Origin of the sequence: Gilvimarinus sp. DA14, from assembly GCF_024204685.1 — a bacterium.
GTDB lineage: Bacteria > Pseudomonadota > Gammaproteobacteria > Pseudomonadales > Cellvibrionaceae > Gilvimarinus.
Genome location: NZ_CP100350.1, coordinates 132,282 through 156,311 on the forward strand (window position 1 = coordinate 132,282; position 24,030 = coordinate 156,311).

The 24,030-nt window shown below is 53.3% G+C and carries 25 protein-coding genes; 14 read left to right on the plus strand and 11 right to left on the minus strand.

Annotated features, from left to right (window positions below; genetic code table 11):
- Window positions 1-77: 77 nt before the first annotated feature.
- The 5 genes from hflD to cspD all read right to left on the minus strand — a co-directional run bounded on the left by hflD (window position 78) and on the right by cspD (window position 3,220).
- Window positions 78-713 (minus strand): high frequency lysogenization protein HflD, encoded by a 636-nt coding sequence (gene hflD / locus NHM04_RS00530; protein ID WP_254265108.1) that lies wholly within the window; start codon window positions 711-713, stop codon window positions 78-80.
- Window positions 714-731: 18 nt separating this feature from the next.
- Entirely contained in the window at window positions 732-1,826 is a 1,095-nt protein-coding gene (gene mnmA / locus NHM04_RS00535; RefSeq protein WP_254265109.1) for a tRNA 2-thiouridine(34) synthase MnmA, read from the minus strand.
- Between the two features lie 36 nt (window positions 1,827-1,862).
- On the minus strand, window positions 1,863-2,309 hold the full coding sequence (locus NHM04_RS00540) for an NUDIX hydrolase (RefSeq protein ID WP_254265110.1): 447 nt from the start codon (window positions 2,307-2,309) through the stop codon (window positions 1,863-1,865).
- Complete coding sequence (locus tag NHM04_RS00545) at window positions 2,306-2,902, minus strand: pseudouridine synthase (RefSeq protein ID WP_254265111.1); 597 nt, start codon at window positions 2,900-2,902, stop codon at window positions 2,306-2,308. Before NHM04_RS00545 ends, NHM04_RS00540 begins: the two co-directional genes overlap by 4 nt.
- Before the next feature lie 102 nt (window positions 2,903-3,004).
- Window positions 3,005-3,220, minus strand: a complete 216-nt coding sequence (gene cspD / locus NHM04_RS00550) for a cold shock domain-containing protein CspD (RefSeq protein WP_254265112.1) — start codon at window positions 3,218-3,220, stop codon at window positions 3,005-3,007.
- A 245-nt stretch (window positions 3,221-3,465) separates the two neighbouring features.
- On the opposite strand from cspD, the gene clpS reads away from it, so the two are divergent.
- Both clpS and clpA read left to right on the plus strand, forming a co-directional pair.
- Window positions 3,466-3,855 carry an ATP-dependent Clp protease adapter ClpS gene (gene clpS, locus NHM04_RS00555; protein WP_254265113.1) on the plus strand — a complete coding sequence of 130 codons (390 nt, stop codon included), beginning with the start codon at window positions 3,466-3,468 and terminating at the stop codon, window positions 3,853-3,855.
- Between the two features lie 57 nt (window positions 3,856-3,912).
- Window positions 3,913-6,192: an ATP-dependent Clp protease ATP-binding subunit ClpA gene (gene clpA, locus NHM04_RS00560; RefSeq protein ID WP_254265114.1), complete on the plus strand. Its 2,280-nt coding sequence runs from the start codon at window positions 3,913-3,915 to the stop codon at window positions 6,190-6,192.
- 79 nt (window positions 6,193-6,271) lie between these two features.
- On the opposite strand, the gene NHM04_RS00565 is transcribed toward clpA, so the two are convergent.
- From NHM04_RS00565 to trxB, 5 genes are all read right to left on the minus strand, one after another.
- Window positions 6,272-6,667: a globin gene (locus tag NHM04_RS00565; RefSeq protein WP_254265115.1), complete on the minus strand. Its 396-nt coding sequence runs from the start codon at window positions 6,665-6,667 to the stop codon at window positions 6,272-6,274.
- A gap of 131 nt (window positions 6,668-6,798) precedes the next feature.
- Entirely contained in the window at window positions 6,799-7,017 is a 219-nt protein-coding gene (infA, locus tag NHM04_RS00570; RefSeq protein ID WP_020209243.1) for a translation initiation factor IF-1, read from the minus strand.
- 105 nt (window positions 7,018-7,122) lie between these two features.
- Entirely contained in the window at window positions 7,123-7,830 is a 708-nt protein-coding gene (locus tag NHM04_RS00575) for an arginyltransferase (protein ID WP_254265116.1), read from the minus strand.
- A gap of 48 nt (window positions 7,831-7,878) precedes the next feature.
- Window positions 7,879-8,592 carry a leucyl/phenylalanyl-tRNA--protein transferase gene (aat, locus tag NHM04_RS00580; protein WP_254265117.1) on the minus strand — a complete coding sequence of 238 codons (714 nt, stop codon included), beginning with the start codon at window positions 8,590-8,592 and terminating at the stop codon, window positions 7,879-7,881.
- A gap of 91 nt (window positions 8,593-8,683) precedes the next feature.
- Window positions 8,684-9,619 (minus strand): thioredoxin-disulfide reductase, encoded by a 936-nt coding sequence (trxB, locus tag NHM04_RS00585; protein WP_254265118.1) that lies wholly within the window; start codon window positions 9,617-9,619, stop codon window positions 8,684-8,686.
- Between the two features lie 217 nt (window positions 9,620-9,836).
- On the opposite strand from trxB, the gene NHM04_RS00590 reads away from it, so the two are divergent.
- The 10 genes from NHM04_RS00590 to NHM04_RS00635 all read left to right on the plus strand — a co-directional run bounded on the left by NHM04_RS00590 (window position 9,837) and on the right by NHM04_RS00635 (window position 21,147).
- Window positions 9,837-12,188 (plus strand): DNA translocase FtsK 4TM domain-containing protein, encoded by a 2,352-nt coding sequence (locus NHM04_RS00590; RefSeq protein ID WP_305881954.1) that lies wholly within the window; start codon window positions 9,837-9,839, stop codon window positions 12,186-12,188.
- A 31-nt stretch (window positions 12,189-12,219) separates the two neighbouring features.
- Window positions 12,220-12,834, plus strand: a complete 615-nt coding sequence (gene lolA, locus NHM04_RS00595; protein WP_254265119.1) for an outer membrane lipoprotein chaperone LolA — start codon at window positions 12,220-12,222, stop codon at window positions 12,832-12,834.
- Window position 12,835: 1 nt separating this feature from the next.
- On the plus strand, window positions 12,836-14,179 hold the full coding sequence (locus NHM04_RS00600) for a replication-associated recombination protein A (RefSeq protein ID WP_254265120.1): 1,344 nt from the start codon (window positions 12,836-12,838) through the stop codon (window positions 14,177-14,179).
- 2 nt (window positions 14,180-14,181) lie between these two features.
- Entirely contained in the window at window positions 14,182-14,559 is a 378-nt protein-coding gene (gene crcB, locus NHM04_RS00605; RefSeq protein WP_254265121.1) for a fluoride efflux transporter CrcB, read from the plus strand.
- 54 nt (window positions 14,560-14,613) lie between these two features.
- Window positions 14,614-15,900 carry a serine--tRNA ligase gene (gene serS, locus NHM04_RS00610; RefSeq protein ID WP_254265122.1) on the plus strand — a complete coding sequence of 429 codons (1,287 nt, stop codon included), beginning with the start codon at window positions 14,614-14,616 and terminating at the stop codon, window positions 15,898-15,900.
- An 8-nt stretch (window positions 15,901-15,908) separates the two neighbouring features.
- The gene (gene cysG, locus NHM04_RS00615; protein WP_254265123.1) at window positions 15,909-17,294 is read left to right on the plus strand and encodes a siroheme synthase CysG; all 1,386 of its coding nucleotides are present in this window, start codon (window positions 15,909-15,911) and stop codon (window positions 17,292-17,294) included.
- A 41-nt stretch (window positions 17,295-17,335) separates the two neighbouring features.
- The gene (locus NHM04_RS00620) at window positions 17,336-17,572 is read left to right on the plus strand and encodes a hypothetical protein (RefSeq protein ID WP_254265124.1); all 237 of its coding nucleotides are present in this window, start codon (window positions 17,336-17,338) and stop codon (window positions 17,570-17,572) included.
- Between the two features lie 58 nt (window positions 17,573-17,630).
- Window positions 17,631-18,992, plus strand: a complete 1,362-nt coding sequence (gene gorA / locus NHM04_RS00625; RefSeq protein WP_254265125.1) for a glutathione-disulfide reductase — start codon at window positions 17,631-17,633, stop codon at window positions 18,990-18,992.
- 61 nt (window positions 18,993-19,053) lie between these two features.
- Entirely contained in the window at window positions 19,054-19,500 is a 447-nt protein-coding gene (locus NHM04_RS00630; RefSeq protein WP_254265126.1) for an excinuclease ATPase subunit, read from the plus strand.
- 450 nt (window positions 19,501-19,950) lie between these two features.
- Window positions 19,951-21,147, plus strand: coding sequence for an alginate export family protein (locus NHM04_RS00635; RefSeq protein ID WP_254265127.1), 1,197 nt, complete (start codon window positions 19,951-19,953; stop codon window positions 21,145-21,147).
- Window positions 21,148-21,274: 127 nt separating this feature from the next.
- Here NHM04_RS00635 and NHM04_RS00640 read toward each other — a convergent pair whose 3' ends face one another.
- Window positions 21,275-22,549: a citrate synthase gene (locus NHM04_RS00640; RefSeq protein WP_254265128.1), complete on the minus strand. Its 1,275-nt coding sequence runs from the start codon at window positions 22,547-22,549 to the stop codon at window positions 21,275-21,277.
- A 742-nt stretch (window positions 22,550-23,291) separates the two neighbouring features.
- On the opposite strand from NHM04_RS00640, the gene sdhC reads away from it, so the two are divergent.
- On the plus strand, window positions 23,292-23,666 hold the full coding sequence (sdhC, locus tag NHM04_RS00645; RefSeq protein WP_254265129.1) for a succinate dehydrogenase, cytochrome b556 subunit: 375 nt from the start codon (window positions 23,292-23,294) through the stop codon (window positions 23,664-23,666).
- Window positions 23,660-24,028: a succinate dehydrogenase, hydrophobic membrane anchor protein gene (gene sdhD / locus NHM04_RS00650; RefSeq protein ID WP_254265130.1), complete on the plus strand. Its 369-nt coding sequence runs from the start codon at window positions 23,660-23,662 to the stop codon at window positions 24,026-24,028. Before sdhC ends, sdhD begins: the two co-directional genes overlap by 7 nt.
- Window positions 24,029-24,030 lie beyond the last annotated feature (2 nt).

Consider the following 24,030-nt stretch of genomic DNA (forward strand, 5'->3'; position numbering starts at 1 on the left):
CAGGGTTTATGGGTTGCAAGGTGAAAATTAATGGGGCGCTATGATACCCCAAAACGGACCTGGTTTCAGGTGGATTATCAGAGGCGAACTTGCCGCAGTAGGCTCTCTGTTTCCGCGAGTAATCTTTTCCGCTGCATTATGATTTGCAATCGCGACCCGCCCACCTGGCGCCAGAGAGTGGCCGAGCGTATCGCGGCTAATAGCAGGGCCCGAACTTGGTTAGCTACCCGCTGCTGCTGTAGAAAGTTAGGGTCGCCGGCCACCTGGATGCGAAAGCGAAACTGGCTCAGCGTGGCGCTATAAATGTCGGCGATATTGGCGATCACATTCTCGTGAGTAACGTCAAAATGCTCTGCCTGCTGCGCAGCTTGCTCGAGGCGACTGGCAATCACTCCGAGCATATCGCGACGTTTGCTCAAGCGGCCTTGTAAATGCAAGATGCCGGCGCTGTAGCGCACGGTATGGTTTTGCAGCTGGCGGCTGGAGATAAGTAAGTCGCGCAGCGCTTCCAGCCCCAGGCGCAGGTCGTCCACCGAGCCGCCATAAACACTTAGGGTGTCGGCCGGGTTGAGTTGGAACAAGCTGTTGATGCTGCAGCGGTAGGCATCTGTGGGGGTAAATCCGGTGCGAGCGAGCTGATCTACCAGCGTTGTCGCCTGCATAATACCCGCTGCGGCGAGCGTGATGTCGCGCCAGTTTTTCTTGCGTGTCAAATTGAATCGTCCTGCGTCTTAGCGGTTGTCGCTGAATTCGATAACGGCGCCACCCATACAGACATCTCCCTGGTAGAAAACCACGGATTGTCCCGGAGTTACGGCGCGTTGCGGTGTATCAAACCAAACCTTGAGTTTATCGCCCTCAATTTCAACCCGGCAGGCTTGATCGGGTTGGCGGTAGCGGGTTTTGGCGGTGACATTTAAAGACGTCGCTGGCGGCGCGCCATTAATCCAGTGCGCATCGGTTGCCTGCAAGTAGTTGGTGTACAGCAACGGGTTCTCGGTGCCCTGGGCGGCGAGCAGAACATTGCGCTCCAGATCTTTACCCACCACAAACCAGGGCTCGTCACTGGCATCTTTAACACCGCCAATACCTAGTCCCTGGCGCTGACCGATGGTGTGATACATCAAGCCGCTGTGCTGGCCAATGACGCGCCCCTCCTGGTCTTCAATATTGCCGGGCTGGGCGGGCAAATATTGCTGCAGGAAATCTTTAAAGCGGCGCTCACCGATAAAGCAGATGCCAGTGCTGTCTTTTTTATTGTGGGTGATCAGATCGTGCTGCTGGGCTATGGCGCGCACCTCTGGCTTTTCCAACTCACCCACCGGGAACAGTGTTTTGCTGAATTCCGCCTCGGACACGGCGTGCAGAAAATAGCTTTGATCTTTGTTGTTATCCAGGCCGCGTAGCAGGTAGGTGTGGCCGCCGCGGTCCTGACGGCGCACATAATGACCGGTGGCGATTAAATCTGCACCCAGCATCTCGGCATACTCTAAAAACACCTTAAACTTGATTTCGCGGTTACAGAGAATATCCGGGTTAGGCGTGCGACCGGCTTGGTATTCAGCCAGAAAGTGTTCGAAGACATTATCCCAGTACTCGGCGGCAAAGTTGGCCGTGTGCAGTTTAATGCCCAATTTATCGCAAACTTTTTGCGCGTCGGCCAAATCTTCTTTGGCGGTGCAGTATTCAGTGCCGTCGTCTTCCTCCCAATTTTTCATAAACAGGCCTTCCACACGGTAGCCCTGCTGCATCAGCAAGAGTGCGGAAACGGACGAATCGACGCCGCCGGACATGCCGACGATAACGGTTTGCGGTGTTTGAGTCATAATACTGCTGTGCTGGGTGGTTACCGGGCGGGCATTTTACCCGTGCTGGCCCACGACCTCCAGTGGGTAGCGACGCCCGGCCAAATACTGATCGACAATATTCAGCACCATGGGGCTGCGAAGCTCCGCCTTGCGTTTGGCCAGCTCATCGCGAGAGAGCCATACCGGAGCGATAATTCCGGCATCCAGTTCGGCATTGGGCTCTTGTTGTAAGGCAGTGCCAATAAATGTGGTTCTGACGTATGTAACGCCGTTGGCGGGGGCGGTGTATAAATCGATACCAGCAACACCCGTCAGTTCAATATGCCAGCCGGTTTCTTCCAAAGTTTCCCGGATAGCGGCCTGTTGCAGCGTTTCGCCGGCTTCTAAATGCCCCGCTGGCTGGTTGATTCTCTCTTTTCCATCAATCAGTTCGCGCACCAGCAAAAAGCGGCCTTTGCGCTCGATAATGCAGGCGACGGTAACATGGGGAGTAAAGTTCATAATGGGCGGCGTTTGTGACGTGGGCGTGATTTTGCCTTCGGCGGTTGGGGTAGGTGGACTTGGGTTTCGACAAATTCACCAGGCTGAAGCTGGTTTAGCTGCCATTGTCCGATTGCGCTGCGCACCAGTCGCAATGTGGGTAAACCCACGGCGGCGGTCATGCGTCGTACCTGGCGGTTGCGTCCTTCGCTGATGGTGATGCTGAGCCAGGCGGTTGGGATGTTTTTCCGTTCGCGTACCGGGTTGTCCCGGGTCCAGAGTTGCGGCGGCTGCATACTCGAAACTTTGGCGGGGCGGGTTGGGCCGTCGTTTAACTCAACGCCTGTGCGCAATTGATCCAAAGCCTGCTTGCATGGCGTACCTTCTACCTGAACCCAATAGGTTTTAGGCAGTTTATTGCGTGGGTTGGTCACCCTCTGTGCGAGGGCGCCGTCAGCGGTCAGAAGCAGTAGGCCTTCAGAGTCTCTGTCCAGTCGCCCAGCGGCATAGATGCCCGGCTGTTTGATGTGATCAGCCAGGGTGGGGCGGCCCTGAGAGTCGGTAAATTGACACAATACCCCGTAGGGCTTGTTGAAAAGCACAAGTTTGGCCATAGATTAAGGAGAGCCCAAGCGACAATGGCCCGACAGTTTAGCCTAGTGCCCGGCATTTGTTGAGGGTCGTCGGGCTGACTTGTATCGTGGTTTGCTACTGCATTAGTGTGGTCGCTCGGGTAGGCTAATGTTCACGGCGTGGAAGCCTTTATCGCCGCGAGAGACTTCGAAAGTGACTGCCTGACCAGCTTTGAGCGTTTTATAACCGTCCATATCAATAGCTGAATAGTGGGCGAAAAGGTCTTCGTTGCCTTCGTCGGGGAGGATGAATCCGTAGCCTTTGGCATTGTTAAACCATTTGACGGTACCTGTAGGCATAGCGTAATTCCTTCTAATTACAGGCGCGTAATGGGGACTGCGCGCTTCGTTATTATTAGTTATCCGCCAAAGCGGAGTGGGCTGTGGCAAGCCCGAGGTCGGTCTGATGAAATTTTGACCAGTTGGGTCTTTTTAGCCGACCCGCATGGGCTTGTCAAGTGTAAGCGTAACCCTGACGTTTAAGCATGGGTTACAATGAGAGGAAATTAACCTCCTTCCGTAAGTGCCAGATTCTTGTGATGTATATGGGAAAGTTTGAAAACTATCGACTAACATTAAATCAAATTCGTGGTCAGAAAGACGATGATGACTACGACTTTGACGAGGGCGTTGCGGTACAGGAATCGCCGCCGCAACTTAAGCGTCCCTCTATGTATAAAGTTGTTATGCATAACGACGATTACACGCCGATGGAGTTTGTGGTTCACATACTTGAAGCGTTTTTTGGCATGGATCGTGAAAAGGCTACACATATCATGCTGACCGTACACACCCAGGGTAAAGCGGTGTGCGGTATATACACCCGGGACGTCGCCGAAACCAAGGCGGCCCAGGTAAACCAGTTCGCGAAGGACAATGAGCATCCACTGTTGTGCGAAATTGAAGTAGTGGACGGGGATGAAGACAGCGATTAAGTGGTAACACTGTCAGAGAGCTGACAGTGGGTTTTGCTCCCTAGAGAGGTACCCTAGATGTTAAGTAAAGATCTTGAAGTCACCCTGAACATGGCATTTAAAGGCGCTCGCAGCAAACGGCATGAGTTTATGACCGTCGAGCACCTACTATTGGCGTTGATTGATAACGAATCGGCCGCCATGGTGTTGCGTGCCTGTGGTGCAGATCTGGTGGTTCTGCGACGGGAGCTGATTGAGTTTGTGGATTCCACCACACCACTGTTACCCGAAAATGACGATGAGCGCGAAACTCAGCCAACTTTAGGTTTTCAGCGGGTGCTTCAGCGCGCGGTTTTTCATGTGCAGTCTTCGGGCAAGCAAGAAGTAACGGGCGCCAACGTTCTGGTCGCTATATTCAGTGAACAGGAAAGCCAGGCGGTTTATTACCTGAAGCAACAGAGCATAGCGCGTATTGATATCGTCAATTACATCACCCACGGGATTCAAAAAGTCGCCGGGCACGAGCATGGCTCGGAAGACGGCTCCCATGAACAGGCCGACGACGAGACCCTGGGGGTGGAGCAACCCTCGCAGAGCCCGCTGGAAAATTTTGCCAGTAACCTGAATGAGCTTGCTGCCAGTGGCAAGATCGATCCGCTGATCGGCCGCAGTTTTGAGCTGGAACGGGTGTCTCAGGTGCTGTCGCGCCGGCGCAAAAATAACCCGTTGCTGGTGGGTGAATCCGGCGTGGGTAAAACCGCGATTGCCGAGGGCTTGGCCAAGCGCATCGTTGATGGCGAGGTGCCCGAGGCGCTGGCCTCCAGTGTGGTTTACTCCCTTGATATGGGCGCGCTGTTAGCTGGCACCAAATACCGTGGTGATTTTGAAAAGCGGTTTAAAGGCTTACTGCAAGAGCTAAAAAAGCAGCCGCACTCTATTTTGTTTATCGACGAGATTCACACCATTATCGGTGCGGGTGCCGCCTCCGGTGGCGTGATGGACGCCTCTAATTTGCTAAAGCCGCTACTCAGCTCCGGCCAGTTGCGCTGCATGGGCTCTACTACCTATCAGGAGTATCGCGGCATTTTTGAGAAAGACCGCGCCCTGTCGCGCCGCTTTCAGAAGGTGGACGTGGTAGAGCCAAGCGTCGATGAAACCTATCAGATTCTCAAAGGCTTGAAAAAGCATTTTGAGGAGCACCATGGCTTGCGCTATACCGAGCCCGCATTAAAGGCGGCGGCCGAGCTATCCGAGCGTTACATTAATGACCGCTTTCTACCCGACAAAGCCATTGATGTGATTGACGAGGCGGGTGCTTATCAGCAGTTGCAGCCGCCCAGCAAGCGCAAAAAGACTGTTAGTGTGTCGGATGTGGAAGCAGTGGTGGCGAAGATTGCCCGGATACCGCCCAAGAGCGTTTCATCCAATGACCTGGAACAGCTGCGCAAGTTGGATGACAATCTGAAAATGACCGTGTTTGGTCAGGATGAGGCCATTGATACACTCTCTACCGCGATTAAGCTCGCACGCGCCGGGCTACGCAGTGGCGATAAGCCTATCGGCTCATTTCTATTTGCCGGTCCAACAGGTGTGGGTAAAACCGAGGTTAGCCGACAATTGGCCAAATGCTTGGGAGTCGAGCTGATCCGGTTTGACATGTCTGAGTATATGGAGCGGCATACTGTTTCGCGGTTAATTGGTGCGCCTCCGGGCTATGTGGGTTTCGACCAGGGCGGTCTTCTTACCGATGCTGTCACCAAAAGCCCTCACAGTGTGGTTTTATTGGACGAAATCGAAAAAGCGCACCCCGATGTTTTCAACCTGCTGTTACAGGTGATGGATCACGGTACTTTGACCGACAACAACGGTCGCAAGGCCGACTTCCGCAATGTCATTTTGATCATGACAACGAATGCCGGTGCTGAAGATGTGAGCCGCGCCTCTATAGGCTTCACCAAGCAGGATCACTCCACTGACGGTATAGAGGCGATTAAGAAGATGTTTACGCCTGAGTTTCGCAACCGTCTTGATGCCACGGTTCAGTTTGGTGCTCTACCACTTTCTGTGGTGGAAACCGTGGTGGACAAGTTTCTTACCGAGTTGCAAGCGCAGCTGGATGAGAAAAAAGTCAATCTGGAGGTCAGTAGCGCTGCGCGTAAATGGCTTGCGGAGCAGGGCTATGATGAAAAAATGGGTGCTCGCCCCATGGCTCGTCTTATACAGGAAAAGGTTAAGAAGCCTTTGGCTGAAGCGGTGCTGTTTGGTGAGCTTTCCGGCGGCGGCACAGTGTCTGTCGATGTGGGCGAAGACGGCCAGCTGGCACTGGAGTTTGAGGTTAAAGAGCCCGCCCCAGCTTGATGATCCTGTTTAGGTCCTTTGTCGGCGTAAAACTTAAAAGCCCCCCGTAGGCGGGGCTTTTTTGTGGGTGCCAGTTGATTCAATAAGCACCTTTAATCAGGTCAATGCCGGGCGCTAAAGCGCGCCGCCAGGCGGTATCAATTCTCTCGTTATACACCGGGTCGTGTTTGCGTAGAGTCTCAAGCAGCGCTTCCAGCCAAGTGTTATAGAGGTGCGGGCGTATGTTGTATCCATCGCGATTGTGACTTTTGCCCAGTGCTTTGAGTTTGGTACCAGGAAGGCCGCGGGAAAACAGAATCAGCTGCATAATCCCGTTGCGCAGTAAATGCCGTTGGGCGGGCATGTCGGTATCGACGAACATCTGCCGGACCTCGTCGGACTTTCCCATAAAGTTGTCGTAAAAATCGCTAAAAAATGTATCGCGGTTACAGCAGCGGCCATAACTTTGAAACACTAAATCCTGATCGCTTTGCACTCAATCGCCTCAATCGGTGACTTTGGAGGCGCAACATATCACCGAGTGTTTGGGTCGGTTTTGATTTGGGTCAAAAAGGGAAGGGGGATAAACAAAAGCCCCATAAAGGGGGCTTTTGTTGAAATAAGGTATTAACGGGCGCGGTAGGTGATACGGCCTTTGGTCAGGTCGTAGGGGGTCATCTCTACCTTTACTTTGTCGCCGGTCAGAATGCGGATGTAGTTTTTACGCATTTTGCCCGAGATATGTGCAGTCACTACGTGGCCGTTTTCCAGTTTTACGCGGAAAGTGGTGTTTGGCAGAGTGTCTACAACCTCGCCTTCAAATTCGATTACATCGTCTTTCGCCATTCGGCAGAATCCTCAATTTGTCTTTGCAGTTGCGCGAAAAGGCGGCAATTGTGCCTGAAAAGCACGCAATAGCCAAGTCCGAAGGGCGATTTTCACTATCTGAGTTTAATTCAAATTAACCCAGTGCTTATTGATCAGCAGTTGTAGCGGCCGGTACTGGGTTTTATACGCCATTTTCTGGCAGTTGCGAATCCAGTAACCCAGGTATACGTATTCCAGGCCCATGTCTTGGGCCTTACTGATTTGCGCCAAAATAGCGTAGGCGCCCAAGCTGCGTTTGGCCTCGGTGCTGTCAAAAAATGTGTAAACCGCCGACAGGCCGTCTTTTAGCTCATCGCAGACGGCGACCCCCAATAGGCACCCCTGATACCGATACTCAATGTATCGAGTGGTGCCCCATTCGGCGCTGAGAAACGCCTCGTACTGTTCCCGGGTGGGCGGGTACATGTCACCATCGGCATGGCGGGTGTTGATGTAGTGCTCATAGAGCCGGTAATGCTCATCCGTCTGAATGCTGTTTACCAGCTGCAGTTGCAGATCGGAGTTTTTCTTGATGCAGCGCTTTTGGCTGCGATTGGGTTTGAAACGGCGCACGGGGATGCGGCAGGACACACAGGCTTGGCAAGCCGCGCAATGGGGGCGGTATAAATGACCTCCGCTGCGACGGAATCCCAGTTGAGAAAGCTGCGAATATAAATCCTGATCCACTTCGGCCGCAGGATCGATAAAAACCGTGGTCGCTTCTTCGCCTTTAAGATAGCTACATGGATGAGGGGCAGTAGCAAAGAGTTTCAGGCTGGATAAGTCGCTCATACTGTCTGTCTCCTTAACCCGAGTTTACTCTAGAGCATTTGCCTGTGCTTAGAAAGGGTAATCTAGTCCATATAATTCACATGGCCAGGGTGAGGCAGTGCTGTGCCCAATCAAGTTGTTCAACCGTTGAGCAAATTCCTCGCGGGGTATTTCGTAGGCGCCGAGGCTAAACAGGTGGTCACTGGCAACCTGGCAGTCGATGAGTTCAAACCCCCAGTCGTTTAGGTAATAACACAGACTGGCAAAAGCGATTTTCGATGCATTGTCCCGCCGTGCAAACATGGACTCGCCAAAAAACACCCGTCCCAGCGCCAAACCGTATAGCCCGCCCACCAAGTCGTCGCCTTGCCACATCTCGACACTGTGGGTGATGCCTAACTCGTGTAAATCGCAATAAGCTTTGTGCATTTGCGGTGTGATCCAGGTACCACCCGCGCCTCGGCGCGGCGCCGCGCAGGCCTGCATTACTGTGCTAAAGGCGGTATCGAACCGCAATTCAAAAGGGGCTTTGCGCAGCTGCTTGCGTAGCGAGCGCGATAAGTGAACCTCGCTCGGGTGCAATACTGTGCGCGGGTTTGGGCTCCACCAGAGAATGGGTTGGTCTTGCTCATACCAGGGAAATATGCCCTGTGCATAAGCGTTGACAATGCGCTGTGGTTTAAGATCGCCGCCAGCGGCGAGCAGACCGTCAGGGTCATCAAGTGCTGTGTCCAGCGGCGGAAATAGGGCGGGGTCGTCGTTGAGCCACGGCAATTGAATCATAAGGTGTCTCTGGCAGGCATTGTGCGCATACAAACAAAAACGGCGAAGGTGTTAACCCCCGCCGCTATTGTACGCAAAAGTTTCGCGACTATCAGTCGTCGAGAAACTTCTCTGCATCCAGAGCGGCCATACAGCCGGCGCCGGCGGAGGTGATCGCCTGGCGGTAGATGTGGTCAGATACATCGCCCGCTGCATAAACACCTTCAACACTGGTGGCAGTGGCATTACCTTCAAGACCGCTGTTGATTTTGATGTAACCGTCTTTCATGTCAAGCTGGCCGGCAAAGATGTCGGTATTGGGTTTATGACCGATGGCAATAAACACGCCCGATACGTCGATCTCAGTGGTGTCGCCCGCCTCAAGGTTGTTCAGACGCAGGCCGGTTACGCCGCTGTCGTCGCCCAGCACTTCATCCAGAGTGTGATTCCAGAGAATTTTAATGTTCTCTTTGGCAAACAACTTATCTTGCAGGATTTTTTCTGAACGCAGTGAATCGCGACGGTGAATCAGCGTCACTTCGCTGGCGATATTGGACAGGTACAATGCCTCTTCCACAGCGGTATTACCGCCGCCCACTACGGCTACCTTTTGGTCGCGATAGAAGAAGCCGTCACAGGTAGCGCAAGCGCTAACGCCTTTACCCATAAATGCTTCTTCCGAAGGCAGGCCCAGATACTGAGCCGAGGCCCCGGTGGCAATAATCAGCGCGTCGCAGGTGTAAGTTTCGGTACCCTTGAGGGTGAATGGGCGCTTTGACAGATCTGCTTCGTTGATATGGTCAAAAATAATTTCGGTATCAAAGCGCTCTGCGTGCTGCTGCATTTGCACCATTAAATCTGGGCCTTGCAGGTCGGAAACGCCGCCGGGCCAGTTTTCAACTTCTGTGGTGGTGGTCAGCTGGCCGCCCTGCTGCATGCCGGTAATAACCACTGGCTTGAGGTTGGCACGGGCGGCGTAAATAGCGGCCGTGTAGCCAGCGGGGCCAGAGCCCAGAACAATCAGGCGGTGGTGTTTAGCTTCGCTCATTTGAATAGAATCCTTTTAGAAAAATCTGCGGGGGTAATAAATTGGCGTCAATCATAAGTGAATCAATTAGTATGGGCAAAATTGTAGTCTTCAATACCTGGTATTGGTATTTTTAATCAGCCTGTAAGATGATATAGCTGCCGACTGCTGCACTGCGAAGCGGGGCGGGCTTGCTTTACAATAGCGCCCCGCACGCCGCGACGATCAAAGATAGTGAATGGGGTTAGAACGTTTGAGCAAAAAAAGTACAAAAGCTGCAGCGAGAGAGCAAGGCGAATCTACCATGATTATGCGTTATTTACGTGAAGGGGCCCTCATTGGTCTGGTGGCCGCCTGTGGATTACTGCTGCTGACGCTGCTGACCTATGATGCGGGCGATCCCGGTTGGTCGCGCACCGGGGAAAACCTGCGTGTGCAAAATGCGGGGGGGCCGGCCGGCGCCTGGCTGGCCGATGTGTTTTTCTCTCTGTTTGGATACTTGTCATTTTTATTCCCCTTGATGCTCGGTTACCGCGCCTGGTTGATTATTCGCGATCGCGCGCATCCGCCGGAGTTTGACCCAGTGCTGCTGGGGCTGCGTACTGTCGGTCTGGTGTTGGTGATGGTGGCGGGCACTGGCCTTGCTGTCCTGCATGTGGGGGGGCGTGAATCAACACTTCCGTTTTCTGACGGCGGCTATCTGGGGTTGTCGGTGGCCGAAGCCGTAGCTGGCGCCTTCAGCCATACCGGGGGCACTTTACTGCTATTGGCGATGTTTTTCTTTGGTTTAACGATATTTACCGACCTTTCATGGCTGGGCTTGATGGATGATATCGGGCGCAAAGTGCTGCAGGGCTGGCGCTTGGCCGGAGAAAAATTGGCACACTGGCGCAGCGCTAGAAACGAAAAGCGCAGCGCGGATAAGCAACAGCGCGAGCGCCGCGAAGTGATTGAAACCCGCAAGAAAACTGAGGCTAAGCGGGTGCCGCCCACGATCAGCGAGCCGGTAAAAAAGCCTGCGCCCAGCAAACGCGCGGTGCAGGAAAAACAAGTGCCGCTGTTTGGTAAGGACGATACCCCGGTCGGGGATTTGCCACCCATCAGTCTGTTGGACCCGGCCGATAAGCACAGTGACAAAGCCTTTTCCAAAGAGTCGCTGGAGGCCATGTCAAAGCTGTTGGAGTTAAAACTCAAGGATTTTGGTATCGATATTGAAGTCGTGTCCGTGCAGCCTGGCCCAGTGGTTACCCGGTTTGAGATTCAACCTGCCCCGGGGGTTAAAGCCAGCCGTATTACCAACCTCGCCAAAGACCTGGCGCGTTCCCTGGCCGTGATCAGTGTGCGGGTTGTGGAGGTAATACCTGGGCGTTCGGTGATGGGGATTGAGATACCCAACGAGCACCGCGAAATGGTGCGCTTGAGCGAAGTCTTGTCGTCAGAGCCCTACGAAAAAGCCAAATCGCGTTTGACCATGGCCCTTGGGCACAATATTGCCGGTGAGCCGGTTATTGCCGACTTAGCGCGTATGCCGCATTTGCTGGTGGCCGGTACTACGGGTTCTGGTAAATCGGTGGGGGTGAATGTGATGCTGCTGTCGCTGCTGTACAAATCCTCCCCTAAAGATGTGCGCTTGATTCTGGTGGACCCGAAAATGTTGGAATTGTCGGTCTACGAGGGTATTCCGCATTTGCTGACGCCGGTTATTACCGATATGAACGATGCCGCCAACGGTTTGCGCTGGTGTGTAGGGGAAATGGAGCGTCGCTATAAACTGATGGCGGCCATGGGGGTGCGTAACCTGGCGGGCTTTAATCGCAAAATAGAGGAGGCGGAAAAAGCCGGCACACCGATCCCGGACCCACTGTTTAAACCCGATGAGCACTATGAGCCGGGTAGCGCCGAGGCGACTCCGCCAAACCTGGAAACCCTGCCCGCCATTGTGGTGGTTATCGACGAATTCGCCGACATGATGATGATTGTCGGTAAAAAAGTGGAACAATTGATTGCCCGAATTGCTCAAAAAGCCCGGGCCGCTGGGATTCACCTGATTTTGGCGACCCAGCGTCCATCGGTGGATGTGATTACCGGCTTGATTAAAGCCAATGTGCCCACCCGGATGGCGTTTCAGGTGTCCTCCAAGATCGACTCGCGCACTATTCTCGATCAGGGCGGGGCAGAGCAATTACTGGGTCATGGTGACATGCTCTATCTGCCTCCTGGCACCAGCGTGCCGGAGCGTGTGCACGGCGCGTTTGTAGACGATCACGAAGTGCACAATGTGGTGGCCGATTGGAAAAAACGCGGTGAACCCGATTACTTGGAAGGTGTGATTGACGATAGTACCAACAATATTCCGGTTCCCGGTTTGTCCGGCGGGGAAGACGGCGGTAATGACGAAGGCGATGCTCTTTACGACGAAGCAGTCGCGTTTGTGATCGACTCGCGTAAAGCGTCCATTTCGTCGGTTCAGCGTAAATTGCGTATTGGTTACAACCGCGCTGCGCGTTTGATTGAAACCATGGAGGCCGCCGGTGTCGTATCTGAAGCGGGCCACAATGGTAATCGCGAGGTGCTGGCGCCCAAATCTTAAAGAGATGGGCGCCGAACGAAAAGGTTTGAGTATGAAATTAATAGTTGCTTGTTTAACTGGTCTTATATTGTGCAGCACACCATGGGCTCTGGCGCAACAACAGGCGGCGGTGGAGCTTACTGAAAAGCTGCATAAGTTAGTGAGTCTTAAAGGTGAGTTTACCCAAGTTTTGCAAGATGAATCCGGCAGTGAGCTGGAGCGCAGCCAAGGCGAATTCGTGCTGCAAAAGCCCGGACGTTTTTACTGGCAAACCCATGACCCGTTTCCGCAGACGCTAGTGTCCAACGGCGAAACTATCTGGTTGTACGACCCGGATTTAATGCAGGTGACGGTGCGCCAGGTGAGCGACGATTTACAGCGTACACCGGCGCTTTTGCTGAGTGAGTCGGCCGCTAAGGTGGCGCAGGCTTATAAGGTAAGTGAACCTGTCAATAATCAATTTGTGCTGGAGCCCCGTGAAGAAGACGCCCTGTTTGAATCCCTGACACTGGTTTTTGCCGCAGATCAGGTGGCGCAAATTCAACTGCTGGACGGCTTGGGGCAAACTACGGTGTTCACTTTCGAGAGCGCGCAGCAGAATCAGCCCGTGGATGAATCTTTGTTCGAATTCGCGATACCCGAGGGTGTCGACGTACTGATTGATTAATATGGGCGATTTGTTTGCCACCGAGCCCGTGCACCAACCGCTGGCTGCGCGTATGCGACCTCGAAGTCTGGACGATTACATCGGCCAGCAGCATATTTTGGCGGCGGGTAAGCCGCTGCGTGAAGCGGTAGAAAAAGGCCAGCTACACTCAATGATTTTATGGGGCCCGCCCGGGGTGGGTAAAACCTCGCTGGCCCGCCTGTTTGCCGAGCGCGCCGACGCGCGATTCGAAACCCTCTCGGCGGTACTGTCCGGTGTGAAAGAGATTCGCGCCGCGGTGCAAGTGGCGCAGCAAGAGCGGCAAATGCGTGGCCGCGCCACAATTTTATTTGTCGATGAAGTGCACCGCTTTAACAAATCTCAGCAGGACGCTTTTTTACCCTTTGTGGAAGACGGCACCTTTATCTTTATTGGCGCCACTACCGAAAACCCATCCTTTGAATTAAATAACGCTCTCTTATCTCGCTGCCGAGTGTACGTCTTGCGCTCGCTTGAGCGTGAACTGATCGAGCGTGTAATTCGCCAAGCGTTAAACGATGCCGAGCGCGGATTGGGTGGTGAAAATATTGCCATCGCCGATGCTGCGCTCACCATATTGGCCAATGCGGCCGATGGCGATGCGCGCAAATCCCTCAATTTGCTCGAATTGGCCGCTGACCTTGCGCCTGAGCGCGATGGCGCCCGGCTTATCAGTGAAGAGGTGTTGGCCGAGGTGCTGGGCGGCGATGTGCGCCGCTTTGATAAGGGGGGCGATCTGTTTTACGAGCAGATCTCCGCCATGCATAAAGCCGTGCGCGGCACTTCGCCCGATGGCGCACTTTATTGGCTTGCGCGCATGCTCGATGGTGGTTGTGATCCGCTTTATATCGCCCGCAGGGTAGTGCGTATGGCCAGTGAAGATATCGGCAATGCCGACCCGCGCGGCCTGTCGCTGGCGCTCGCCGCCTGGGATACCCAGGAGCGATTAGGCAGCCCAGAGGGCGAGCTGGCTATAGCCCAGGCAATTACCTATCTCGCCTGCGCCCCCAAAAGTAACGCTGTGTATAATGGCTTTAATCAGGCTATGGCCGATGTAAAATCCGACCCGGCATTAGATGTGCCTATGCATCTTCGCAATGCGCCTACAAGCATGATGAAGTCGATGGATTTTGGCGCTGAGTATCGCTACGCCCACGATGAGCCCGGTGCCTATGCCGCCGGTGAAAACTATTTGCCCGAGCCCATTGCCGAGCGGCGCTACTATCATCCTACCGATCGTGGGCTAGAGGGGAAAATAGGCGAAAAACTCAGACATCTACGGGCTTTGGATGCGGCCAGCTCGACAAAACGCTATCAGAGGGATTGACCATGCAATGGTTGTTCGTTGCCGCAGGTGGCGCCTTGGGTGCCATGGCGAGATTTTTTATTACCACCCAACTCTACCCGCTAGCGGGAAATCGTTTTCCGCTGGGCACCTTGGTGGTTAATCTGCTCGGGTGTTTTCTGGTAGCTCTGCTGTATGTGGTGATTGTAGAGAAGGCCATGCTTGCGCCTTATTGGCGCCATCTGCTGGTTACTGGGTTTCTCGGTGCCCTGACGACCTTTTCCACTTTTTCCTTGGATGCGCTACTGCTTTGGCAAAATGGCCTGCACTCGGTGGCGTTGATCTACGTGCTGGCCAATGTAGTCGGATGCCTTCTGGTGGTAACTGCCTCGTGGTATTTGGCCCACTTTATGTTATCTTAACCGCCCAAAAATTCGGGCTCTCGCCCAGCCATTAACTGTTAAAAAGTCATTTCTATGCTAGATCCGAAACTGATTCGCGGCAATCTTGAAGAGGTTGCTACAGGACTCGCCAAGCGGGGTTTTCAACTCGATGTGGAGCTGTTGCGCTCGCTCGAAGAAGAGCGCAAAGCCGTACAAATCAAGACCGAAAACCTGCAGTCCGAGCGCAACAGTCGCTCTAAGAATATTGGCAAGGCCAAGGCCGCCGGTGAAGATATTGCACCTCTGTTGAAAGAGGTTGAGCAGTTAAAGCAGGATTTGGCTACAGCCGAGACTGAGCTGCATCAGATACAGCACAAACTGGACGATTATCTGTCGGGCGTGCCCAACATTCCCGTCGCTGAGGTGCCCGAGGGCGCCGATGAAGACGACAACGTAGTGCTGCGCCGCTGGGGTACGCCGCGTGACTTTGATTTTGAGGTCAAAGACCATGTGGACTTAGGCGCTCAGCTGCAGGGCTTGGATTTCGATACCGCCAGCAAGATTACCGGTGCGCGCTTTGCCGTGATGCGCGGCAACATCGCCCGCATGCACCGGGCATTGATTCAATTTATGCTGGATACGCACCTGGGCGAACATGGTTACGAAGAGGTTAATGTTCCTTATATCGTCAATGCCGACTCTCTCTATGGTACGGGTCAGCTGCCTAAGTTTGCCGAAGACTTATTTAAAATCGCCGATGATGAGCGCGATTTTTTCCTGATCCCGACCGCTGAAGTGCCCGTGACCAATTTGTTGCGCGATGTGTTGTTGGATAAAGAGGTAAAACTGCCGCTTAAATTTGTCGCGCACACGCCTTGCTTTCGCTCTGAGGCGGGCAGTCATGGTCGTGATACCCGGGGCATGATTCGTCAGCATCAGTTTGAAAAAGTCGAGCTGGTGCAGTTTGTTCGTCCTGAGCAGTCAGAGGCCGCGCTTGAGTCTCTGACTGCCAACGCCGAGGCCATTTTGCAGAAACTGGGCCTACCATATCGCACAGTGATCCTGTGCGGTGGCGATATCGGCTTTTCCGCTGCCAAGACTTACGATATTGAAGTCTGGGTGCCATCACAGAATAAGTATCGTGAGATTTCTTCTTGCTCAAATTTCGGCGACTTCCAGGCGCGTCGCCTGAAGGCCCGCTATCGCGATCCCGAAACGGGCAAACCAGCGTTGCTGCACACGCTTAACGGATCTGGCCTAGCCATTGGTCGCACCTTGTTGGCGGTGTTGGAAAACTACCAGCAGGCTGACGGCAGTGTGCTGGTGCCTGAGGTGTTGCAACCCTATATGGGTGGTACGACTCGAATTGGCGGAGTGTAAAGGTCGCTATGGATTACTTCCCCTTCTTTATGCGTTTGCGCGGTCAGCGAGTATTGCTGGTCGGAGGAGGGGATATAGCCACCCGTAAGGCTCGCTTGCTGTTAAAGGCCGGCGCCACTTTAAATGTGGTTACCTTGGCAATAGATAATGAGTTGGAAGAGCTAGTCCAAAATTCGGGTGGCAGCGTGCAGCTGCGCGAATACCAGCCCTGCGATTTGGATAACGTCGTTTTGGCGGTGGCGGCCACCGACACCGCGAGCGTAAATGAGCAGATATCCGCCGATGCTCGGGCCCGTCATTTACCCGTCAATGTAGTGGATAGTCCCGAGCTGTGCACAGTGATTACCCCCGCTATAGTAGACCGATCACCCCTGGTAATTGCGATTTCCAGCGGGGGGGAGGCGCCGGTACTGGCGCGCATGGTACGCGCCAAGCTGGAGCGCTTGTTGCCCGCCAGCTATGGCCGCCTGGCGGGTTTAGCCAGCCGCTTTCGCGAAGCGGTGAAAGCTAAATTCACCACCGGTGATCAGCGCCGTCGCTTTTGGGAGCGAATACTCGAAGGGCCGGTAGCCGAGCGCGTATACGCCGGCCAAGACGCGCAGGCGGATCGTCTGCTAGAGGCTGAGTTGGAAAGCGCGCGCGATGAAGTCGGCGGAGAAGTCTACTTAGTCGGGGGTGGCCCCGGCGATCCGGAACTCTTGACACTCAAAGCGCTGCGCTTAATGCAGCAGGCCGAAGTTGTGCTCTACGACCGCTTGGTCTCTAATGAAGTGTTAGAGCTGGTGCGTCGTGACGCCGACCGCATTTATGTAGGAAAAAAGCGCAGCGATCACAGTATGGAGCAGCCCGCGATCAATCAGTTGCTGCTGGATCTGGCGCAACAGGGTAAGCGCGTGTTGCGCCTCAAAGGTGGTGACCCGTTTATTTTTGGTCGTGGCGGCGAAGAGATTGAACTGCTGGCAGAGAACCGCATTCCGTTTCAGGTAGTACCCGGTATTACTGCCGCATCCGGTTGCGCGGCTTACGCTGGTATTCCTTTAACGCATCGCGATTGCGCCCAGTCGGTGCGCTTTATCACCGGGCACTTAAAGAACGACAACCCCAACCTTAGCTGGCCCGAATTGGCGCTACCAGGGCAAACGCTGGTGTTTTATATGGGCCTTTTGGGGTTAGAGCAAATTGCCCACGAGTTAGTAGAGCACGGTCGCGCTCCGCACACGCCTGTTGCGTTAGTGGAAAAAGGTACAACCAGTGCGCAAACCGTGGTGGTTGGAGAGCTCTCTAATATTAATACCAAGGTCAAAGAGCGCGACATCAAAGGGCCCACGCTGATTATCGTGGGTGAGGTTGTAGCTTTGCGTTCCAGGTTAGACTGGTTTTCGGCCAAGGCTTAACTTTTCGCTAAAGCCAGGGCGTTTAAAGCCGAAAACCTATTATGGTGTATCTCGGTCCTATCACACGCTTAACCCCCGCCCCTAAGCCCAAGCCCGCTACAGGCTATGAGCCCGATCGCGATTTGGTGATTACAAAGCGTCTGCCGGATGCCCCCCCTAAGTTTGTAGAAAGGCGCAAGGGTGATCGCCGCAAAAACGACCGCTCCTCACGCTTTGATTCACGCTCTGGTGGCGACCGTCGTCGCAATAACCGCCCAAATATCGATATTGAAGTGTAACTTCCCAGCAGGCTTTGGGTCTGTAGAATGATGACTAAAATAAGCTTAGGGGAAGCTCATGTCCGAATATGATTTGATGGTAATTGGTGGCGGTTCTGGCGGCGTGCGCGCCAGTCGTGTAGCCGCAGGCCTGGGCGCCAAGGTGGCGCTGGTTGAAGAGCGGGCTCTGGGGGGCACTTGCGTTAATGTCGGGTGCGTGCCCAAAAAGCTGTTTGTCTACGCCTCACAATTTCGCGAACAATTCTCCCATGCTGTGGGCTACGGTTGGACGCTGGCCAGTCCCGAGTTTGACTGGCCGACCCTGCGGGACAACAAGAATCGTGAAATCGCTCGCCTAAACGGTATTTATGACAAAATTCTGAGCTCCGCCGGTGTAGAACTTTTGCAAGGGCACGGCAAAATTCTCTCTCCCAATTGTGTGCAGGTGGGAGATCGCGAGTACTTTGCCAAGAAAATTCTTATTGCGGTAGGTGGCTGGCCGTTTATCCCTGACTTCCCCGGGCGCGAATACGCAATCAGCTCCAACGAAGTTTTCTTCCTCGAACATTTGCCGAGAGCCATGGTTATTGTTGGTGGTGGCTATATTGCCTGTGAGTTTGCCAGTATTTTTAACGGCCTGGGCGTGGAAACTCATTTGGTATACCGCCGAGACTTATTATTACGCGGCTTTGATCTGGATATTCGCGAGCTGATGGCCCAGCAAATGAAAGACAAGGGTGTGCATCTACATTTTAATGCCGATGTCACTGGTATAGAGCACAATGACGGCTTGCAAGTGCAGCTGGATACTGGTGCTACCTTGAGTGTGGATGAGGTTATGTATGCCACGGGGCGCAGGCCACTGCTGCAAGGGCTGGGGCTTGAGAATACCCGCGTGGTGGTAAATGACAGGGGCGCCATTGAAGTGGATGAAACCTTGCAGACGGCAGAGCCGTCAATTTACGCGCTGGGCGATGCAGTAGGTCGCAAGGAGCTGACCCCTGTGGCTCTGGCCGAAGGCATGGCTTTGGCTCGGCGCCTGTTTGCACCCCAGGACTATAGCGAAGATCAGTTGCGGATCGACTACGATTTGATACCTACGGCGGTGTTTACTCAGCCCAATATTGCCACCGTAGGGCTGTCCGAAGAGCAGGCGCGCGAACAGGGCTTTGAGGTCCGAGTTTATGCCGCCAAGTTCAAACCCATGCCTTTGAGTCTTACTGACAGCGACGAAAAGGTCTTGGTAAAACTGGTCGTCAATAAGGCCGACGACAGAGTGTTGGGGGCACACATGCTGGGGTTAGATGCCGGGGAGATTATTCAAGGGCTTGCAGTGGCCATCACCGCAGGTGCGACAAAGGCGGACTTTGATCGAACCCTAGGTATTCATCCCACTGTTGCCGAGGAGTTTGTCACCCTGCGCGAATCTGTCAGGGAGTAAGCAACTGAGCACGACACAGGCGATTGACTGGAACATATTAACTCAAAGAAAGGATAGAACAATGCAATTGAATCGAAAACGCAACTTTGCAGCGCTAATCGCGCTGGCTCTGTCTCTGAGCTGTGCTCATGTTCAGGCTCGCGATGACGCCCTAATGATGCCGGTAGAGGATGTGTTGACCGAGTTTAAAGATCGCCTGGATCCGCAGGTGTCTTTTTATTTCGGCAAACAAGCCTACCCAGAGCCCGCTGCGAAAATGGGCGAGTATGTTACCAACAAAAAGACCAATGCTTTTAATAAATCAGATGAAGAAGCGTGTAAGTGGGTAATGTTGTCGGCTTTGTTGCAAATGCAAGAGCGCGCCCTGGCTGAAGGTGGTAATGCTGTGGTGGACATTCGCAGTTACTACAAAAAGAACGAGGTAAGCAGTGAAACTGAATACGAGTGCCACGCTGGTAATCTGATGGCGGGCGTCGCCCTGATTGGCAGGGTGGTCAAAATAGACTGAGTTATTAAGCGCCCGGTTCGGGCGTTTTTTTTATCTTAAAAAAGCCATGCCTTGTAATGGCGCGGGCTAGAAATAATGCACCACTTGCTTTGCTTAAAAGTAGGGCAAAATCTGTGCTTTACTTTAAGGCGAAAAATCCTAAGGCATCGCAACTTGGTGCGTGAATTTATGCCGTGTGATTTGCGCATCAAATTAGTCTGAGCTGTTCTGCGGTTTCTTCTTGTTGTTTTAACTCCCTGTTTTTATTAAATGTTTTATTTATTTTGGCGGCGTGTGTATACGCTGGCATATCGCTTGCTCAAGGGCATTTGACTCGAGTGGACGGACAGAAAGTGTAATTTGCATTGCACACAAAAAGCCCACAATGGTTGCCAATCCAAGAGACGTCCAAAATAGGGCGCGATGGGAAGAATGACAAAAAATCATTTTTGCAGAGCTAGGAGAAAAGCAATGAACAAGCATTTTGCCAAATTAGCCGGTGTAGTCAGTGTTGCCGCCTGCGTGGGGGCGCAGGCTCAAGAGGCGCAGAGCCTGCAAGAGGCACTGACCGATGGGGATGCGCAAGTCAGTCTGCGTTTACGCTACGAAACCGTTGAATGGGAAGGTTTAGAAGACTCTGATGCGCTGACCTTAAAGACCCGCTTAAGTTACACCACGGCGGATTTTAACGGTTTAGGTGTAACCCTGGAGATGGACGACGTTCAATCGGTGACCGATGTGGACTATCGCACCGCTCCCAATGATCCGAACAATCCCGGCACGGCGGTGATTGCCGATCCGGAAGGCACTGAGGTCAACCAGGCATTCGTTTCTTACAAAGGGCTCGGCGCTTCAGAATTTCGCTATGGTCGCCAGCGCATCACCCTGGATAACCAGCGTTTTATCGGTGCAGTCGGTTGGCGCCAAAACGATCAGACCTTTGACTCTTTCTCCTTTAGCAATACAGCTTTGGAGGGAGCAAAGTTTTTCTACGCCTATGTTTACAACGCTAACCGCATATTTGGCGACGACAACCCTCAGGGTAACCACAAGCACGAATCACATTTGTTGAATTTCAATTATGCGTTTGGCGACGCGGGTAAGTTATCCGCTTACGCCTATTTGCTTGACAACAAATCCGCTGCGGCCTTGTCCAGTGACTCTTACGGGCTGCGCTGGGCTGGCAAAGTGGGTGAGGCGTTCAGCTACAATCTCGAATATGCCAACCAGCAAGATGCCGGTGATAATCCGGTTTCTTATCAGGCGGATTATATTCTTGCGGATGCGGGTTATAAGCTCGGCGGCGTTACTCTCGGCGGTGGTTACGAGTTGCTGGGGTCGGATGAGGGCAAAGCGGGTTTTACCACCTCGCTGGCCACTTTGCACAAGTTTCAGGGGTGGACGGATCGTTTCTTAAGCACACCCGCTGACGGCATTGAGGATTTCTACATCAGTGCTTCTGGTAGTGTGGCTGGAATAAAATTGATGGCGGTATATCACGATCTGGCATCGGATTATCAGAGTACTGATTACGGCCAGGAGATTGATATTTCTGCGGCGACAAGCTTTGGCCCGGTGGGCGTGCTGCTCAAGTACGCAGATTACCAAGCGGATGATTTTGGCTCGGATACGCAAAAAATCTGGCTGCAATTAAGCAGTACATTCTAACTGCAATTGTGAGTTAGCCTAGTAAGGCCCAGCGTGCGCAAACACGCTGGGCTTTTTTGTATTCTACGTTCTACCGACAATAAAAAAGGCCCCGTAGGGCCTTTGTCGACTAGCGCCTTGTGAGCACTTACGCCGGATAGTCGCGCTGCGTGTAGCCGGTGTACAGCTGACGCGGGCGACCAATTTTGTAGGGCTTGCTGACCATTTCGTCCCAGTGGGCATACCAGCCCACAGCGCGGCCGGTGGCGAAAATCACGGTGAACATTTCGGTGGGAATGCCCAGTGCTTTCATGATGATGCCCGAGTAGAAATCTACGTTGGGGTAGAGTTTTTTCTGAATGAAGTACTCATCTTCCAGAGCGATTTTTTCCAGCTTTTTGGCGATCGCCAGCAGCGGATCGTTTTCCAACCCTAGCTCAGACAATACTTCATCGGCGGCTTGCTTCATTACCTTGGCGCGCGGGTCAAAGTTTTTATAAACCCGGTGACCAAAACCCATCAAGCGGAACGGATCGGCTTTGTCTTTGGCTTTGGCAACGTAAGTATCGATGTTATCGACACTGCCAATCTCTTCCAGCATGTTCAATACGGCTTCGTTGGCGCCGCCGTGAGCAGGGCCCCACAGAGTGGAAATGCCCGCGGCAATAGCAGCAAACGGGTTGGTGCCAGAGGAGCCGGACAGGCGCACGGTTGAAGTCGAGGCGTTTTGCTCGTGGTCGGCGTGCAGCAGGAAAATGCGATCCATGGCCTTGGCCAGTACTGGGCTGACTTTATCGTCGGCAGACTTGCCGAAAGTCATGTTCAGGTAGTTGGCGGCGTAATCCAATGCGGCATTGGGTGCAATAAAATCTTCGCCCTTCAGGTGTTTGTAGGTCATCGCGGCCAGAGTAGGCATTTGACCGATTAGGCGGTAGGCGGTTTGTTCGCGATCTTCTTCTTTAGTGATGTCGATCTCGTCGTTGTAAACCGCCGCCAGAGCAGCTACTGCGCTACACATAACGGCCATCGGGTGGGCGTCTTTGGCAAAGCTTTGAATCAGATTGGCAACGGAGGGATCGACGGAGGAGTTATCTTTAACGGCTTGAACGAAGGCTTGCTTTTGCTCGGTGCTGGGCAGTTCGCCTTTTAGCAGCAGATAGCAGGTTTCCAGGTAGTCGGAATGCTCAGCCAGCTGGTCGATGGGGTAGCCGCGGTGCAGCAGCACGCCCTTGCCACCATCAATAAAGGTGATTTGAGATTCGCACGAGGCGGTGGACATAAAGCCCGGGTCGTAAGTAAAAAAACCGTTTTTGGTCAGGCTGGTGACATCAATAACGTTTGGGCCAACGGCGCTTTCATAAATCGGCAGCTCTACCGATGTGTCCTGGCCGTCGACCGTTAAACGCGCTTTTTTGTCAGTCATTACGGACTCCTGTAGTTACTTGTCGAGTTTGGCCGACATTAATGGCCGAACTTCTCATTCAGTGAGACACAACCGTACGGCACGCAATACCCAGGCGCCAGGGCAGGTCAGCACACTTTATTAAAAAGGTTGGGGGGCGAGCTGGCAGCGCTGGAACGCTGTGTACTTCACTCACCACGGTGTTGCTGTGGCTCTTTAGAGCTCTTAATGTTGGCCGATTGCGGAATGATATCGCAATCTCTAGCGGCTCTCGTCCTGTGTAACAGGCAACACTTTCCTCGACCCGGCGAGTCACCCCACCTTGCCGTCAGGAGGCGGCATTATAGATGAGATTGATGAGCTAGGCATAGCTTTGCGGCTTTATCGGTATTTTTTTACGTAAATTAATGCAGAAACTCTGATGGTTTTTTAAGCGTTAGGTCCGTCTTGGTGCGGGCTTGTGGTTCAGGATGGGGCGCGGGTGTCAAAATGCCCTGTTTGGGCGCGGATGGTTGACCAATTCTGGTTGAGAAGTTGAGGCGAAGTGCTTGGAAAATCAGCAAAAAATCCATTTTGCAGACCTTTTTTTTATTTGTGTTTCGCGGGGCAAATCCCTATAATACGCCGCGACTTGCAGGATGTGACTGGGGGATTATTCTGTTGCACCCATTTGGCGCACATTGCCTTGCATTCTCCCTATGGGTGACCCCAGACGCTGATTTTTAAAACCGGCCCTAAGCGGGCACAAAGGTGATTAGCTACCGTGAACAAAAAAAGACCTGTCAATCTCGAGATCTCAACGATCAAGCTTCCGATAACCGCCCTTGTTTCTATTACCCATCGCGCATCAGGCGTTTTCCTGTTTGCCGGAGTGGCGGTACTGCTGTGGGTGTTGGATTCCAGTCTCAGCTCTGAGGAAGGCTTTGCCGCTGTGCAGGATGCTCTGGCGAGCCCTGTATGTAAATTCATTATTTGGGCCGTGCTTGCCGGTCTTGCCTACCATTTGGCTATGGGTGTGCGCCACCTGTTTATGGATTGTGGTATGGGTGAGACCCTTGAGGGAGGGCGCCTCGGTGCCAAGCTGGCGCTGTTTGCGGCTGTTGTACTGATCGTTTTGGCAGGAGTGTGGGTATGGTAACGGCAATTACAAACTTGGGCCGCAGCGGCCTTTACGATTGGCTTATTCAGCGCCTCAGTGCTGTGGCCATGACCGCTTACGTAGTGTTTCTGGTGGTGTATTTGGTGATAAACCCCGATCTGGATTTTGCTCAATGGCGCTCGCTGTTTGATCAGCTTTGGATGCGCGTTTTTAGTCTGATCACCTTGCTGTCTATTGTGGCGCATGCCTGGATCGGCCTGTGGGCTGTTTTGACCGATTACATTACTCCTATGACGCTGGGTGGCAAGGCCACCGTGGTTCGCGTATTTGCTCAGGTTGTTCTGGGTGTCGTGGCGCTGACCTATACCGTCTGGGGCATCGAAATTCTTTGGGGGCTTTGATT

Bases quoted from the DNA above. Each gene is read 5' to 3' on its own strand.
- mnmA (WP_254265109.1), bottom strand. From the start codon at position 1,826: ATGACTCAAACACCGCAAACCGTTATCGTCGGCATGTCCGGCGGCGTC.
- NHM04_RS00540 (WP_254265110.1), bottom strand. From the start codon at position 2,309: ATGAACTTTACTCCCCATGTTACCGTCGCCTGCATTATCGAGCGCAAA.
- NHM04_RS00545 (WP_254265111.1), bottom strand. From the start codon at position 2,902: ATGGCCAAACTTGTGCTTTTCAACAAGCCCTACGGGGTATTGTGTCAA.
- cspD (WP_254265112.1), bottom strand. From the start codon at position 3,220: ATGCCTACAGGTACCGTCAAATGGTTTAACAATGCCAAAGGCTACGGA.
- clpS (WP_254265113.1), top strand. From the start codon at position 3,466: ATGGGAAAGTTTGAAAACTATCGACTAACATTAAATCAAATTCGTGGT.
- clpA (WP_254265114.1), top strand. From the start codon at position 3,913: ATGTTAAGTAAAGATCTTGAAGTCACCCTGAACATGGCATTTAAAGGC.
- infA (WP_020209243.1), bottom strand. From the start codon at position 7,017: ATGGCGAAAGACGATGTAATCGAATTTGAAGGCGAGGTTGTAGACACT.
- NHM04_RS00575 (WP_254265116.1), bottom strand. From the start codon at position 7,830: ATGAGCGACTTATCCAGCCTGAAACTCTTTGCTACTGCCCCTCATCCA.
- aat (WP_254265117.1), bottom strand. From the start codon at position 8,592: ATGATTCAATTGCCGTGGCTCAACGACGACCCCGCCCTATTTCCGCCG.
- trxB (WP_254265118.1), bottom strand. From the start codon at position 9,619: ATGAGCGAAGCTAAACACCACCGCCTGATTGTTCTGGGCTCTGGCCCC.
- NHM04_RS00590 (WP_305881954.1), top strand. From the start codon at position 9,837: ATGGGGTTAGAACGTTTGAGCAAAAAAAGTACAAAAGCTGCAGCGAGA.
- lolA (WP_254265119.1), top strand. From the start codon at position 12,220: ATGAAATTAATAGTTGCTTGTTTAACTGGTCTTATATTGTGCAGCACA.
- NHM04_RS00600 (WP_254265120.1), top strand. From the start codon at position 12,836: ATGGGCGATTTGTTTGCCACCGAGCCCGTGCACCAACCGCTGGCTGCG.
- crcB (WP_254265121.1), top strand. From the start codon at position 14,182: ATGCAATGGTTGTTCGTTGCCGCAGGTGGCGCCTTGGGTGCCATGGCG.
- serS (WP_254265122.1), top strand. From the start codon at position 14,614: ATGCTAGATCCGAAACTGATTCGCGGCAATCTTGAAGAGGTTGCTACA.
- cysG (WP_254265123.1), top strand. From the start codon at position 15,909: ATGGATTACTTCCCCTTCTTTATGCGTTTGCGCGGTCAGCGAGTATTG.
- NHM04_RS00620 (WP_254265124.1), top strand. From the start codon at position 17,336: ATGGTGTATCTCGGTCCTATCACACGCTTAACCCCCGCCCCTAAGCCC.
- gorA (WP_254265125.1), top strand. From the start codon at position 17,631: ATGTCCGAATATGATTTGATGGTAATTGGTGGCGGTTCTGGCGGCGTG.
- NHM04_RS00630 (WP_254265126.1), top strand. From the start codon at position 19,054: ATGCAATTGAATCGAAAACGCAACTTTGCAGCGCTAATCGCGCTGGCT.
- NHM04_RS00635 (WP_254265127.1), top strand. From the start codon at position 19,951: ATGAACAAGCATTTTGCCAAATTAGCCGGTGTAGTCAGTGTTGCCGCC.
- NHM04_RS00640 (WP_254265128.1), bottom strand. From the start codon at position 22,549: ATGACTGACAAAAAAGCGCGTTTAACGGTCGACGGCCAGGACACATCG.
- sdhD (WP_254265130.1), top strand. From the start codon at position 23,660: ATGGTAACGGCAATTACAAACTTGGGCCGCAGCGGCCTTTACGATTGG.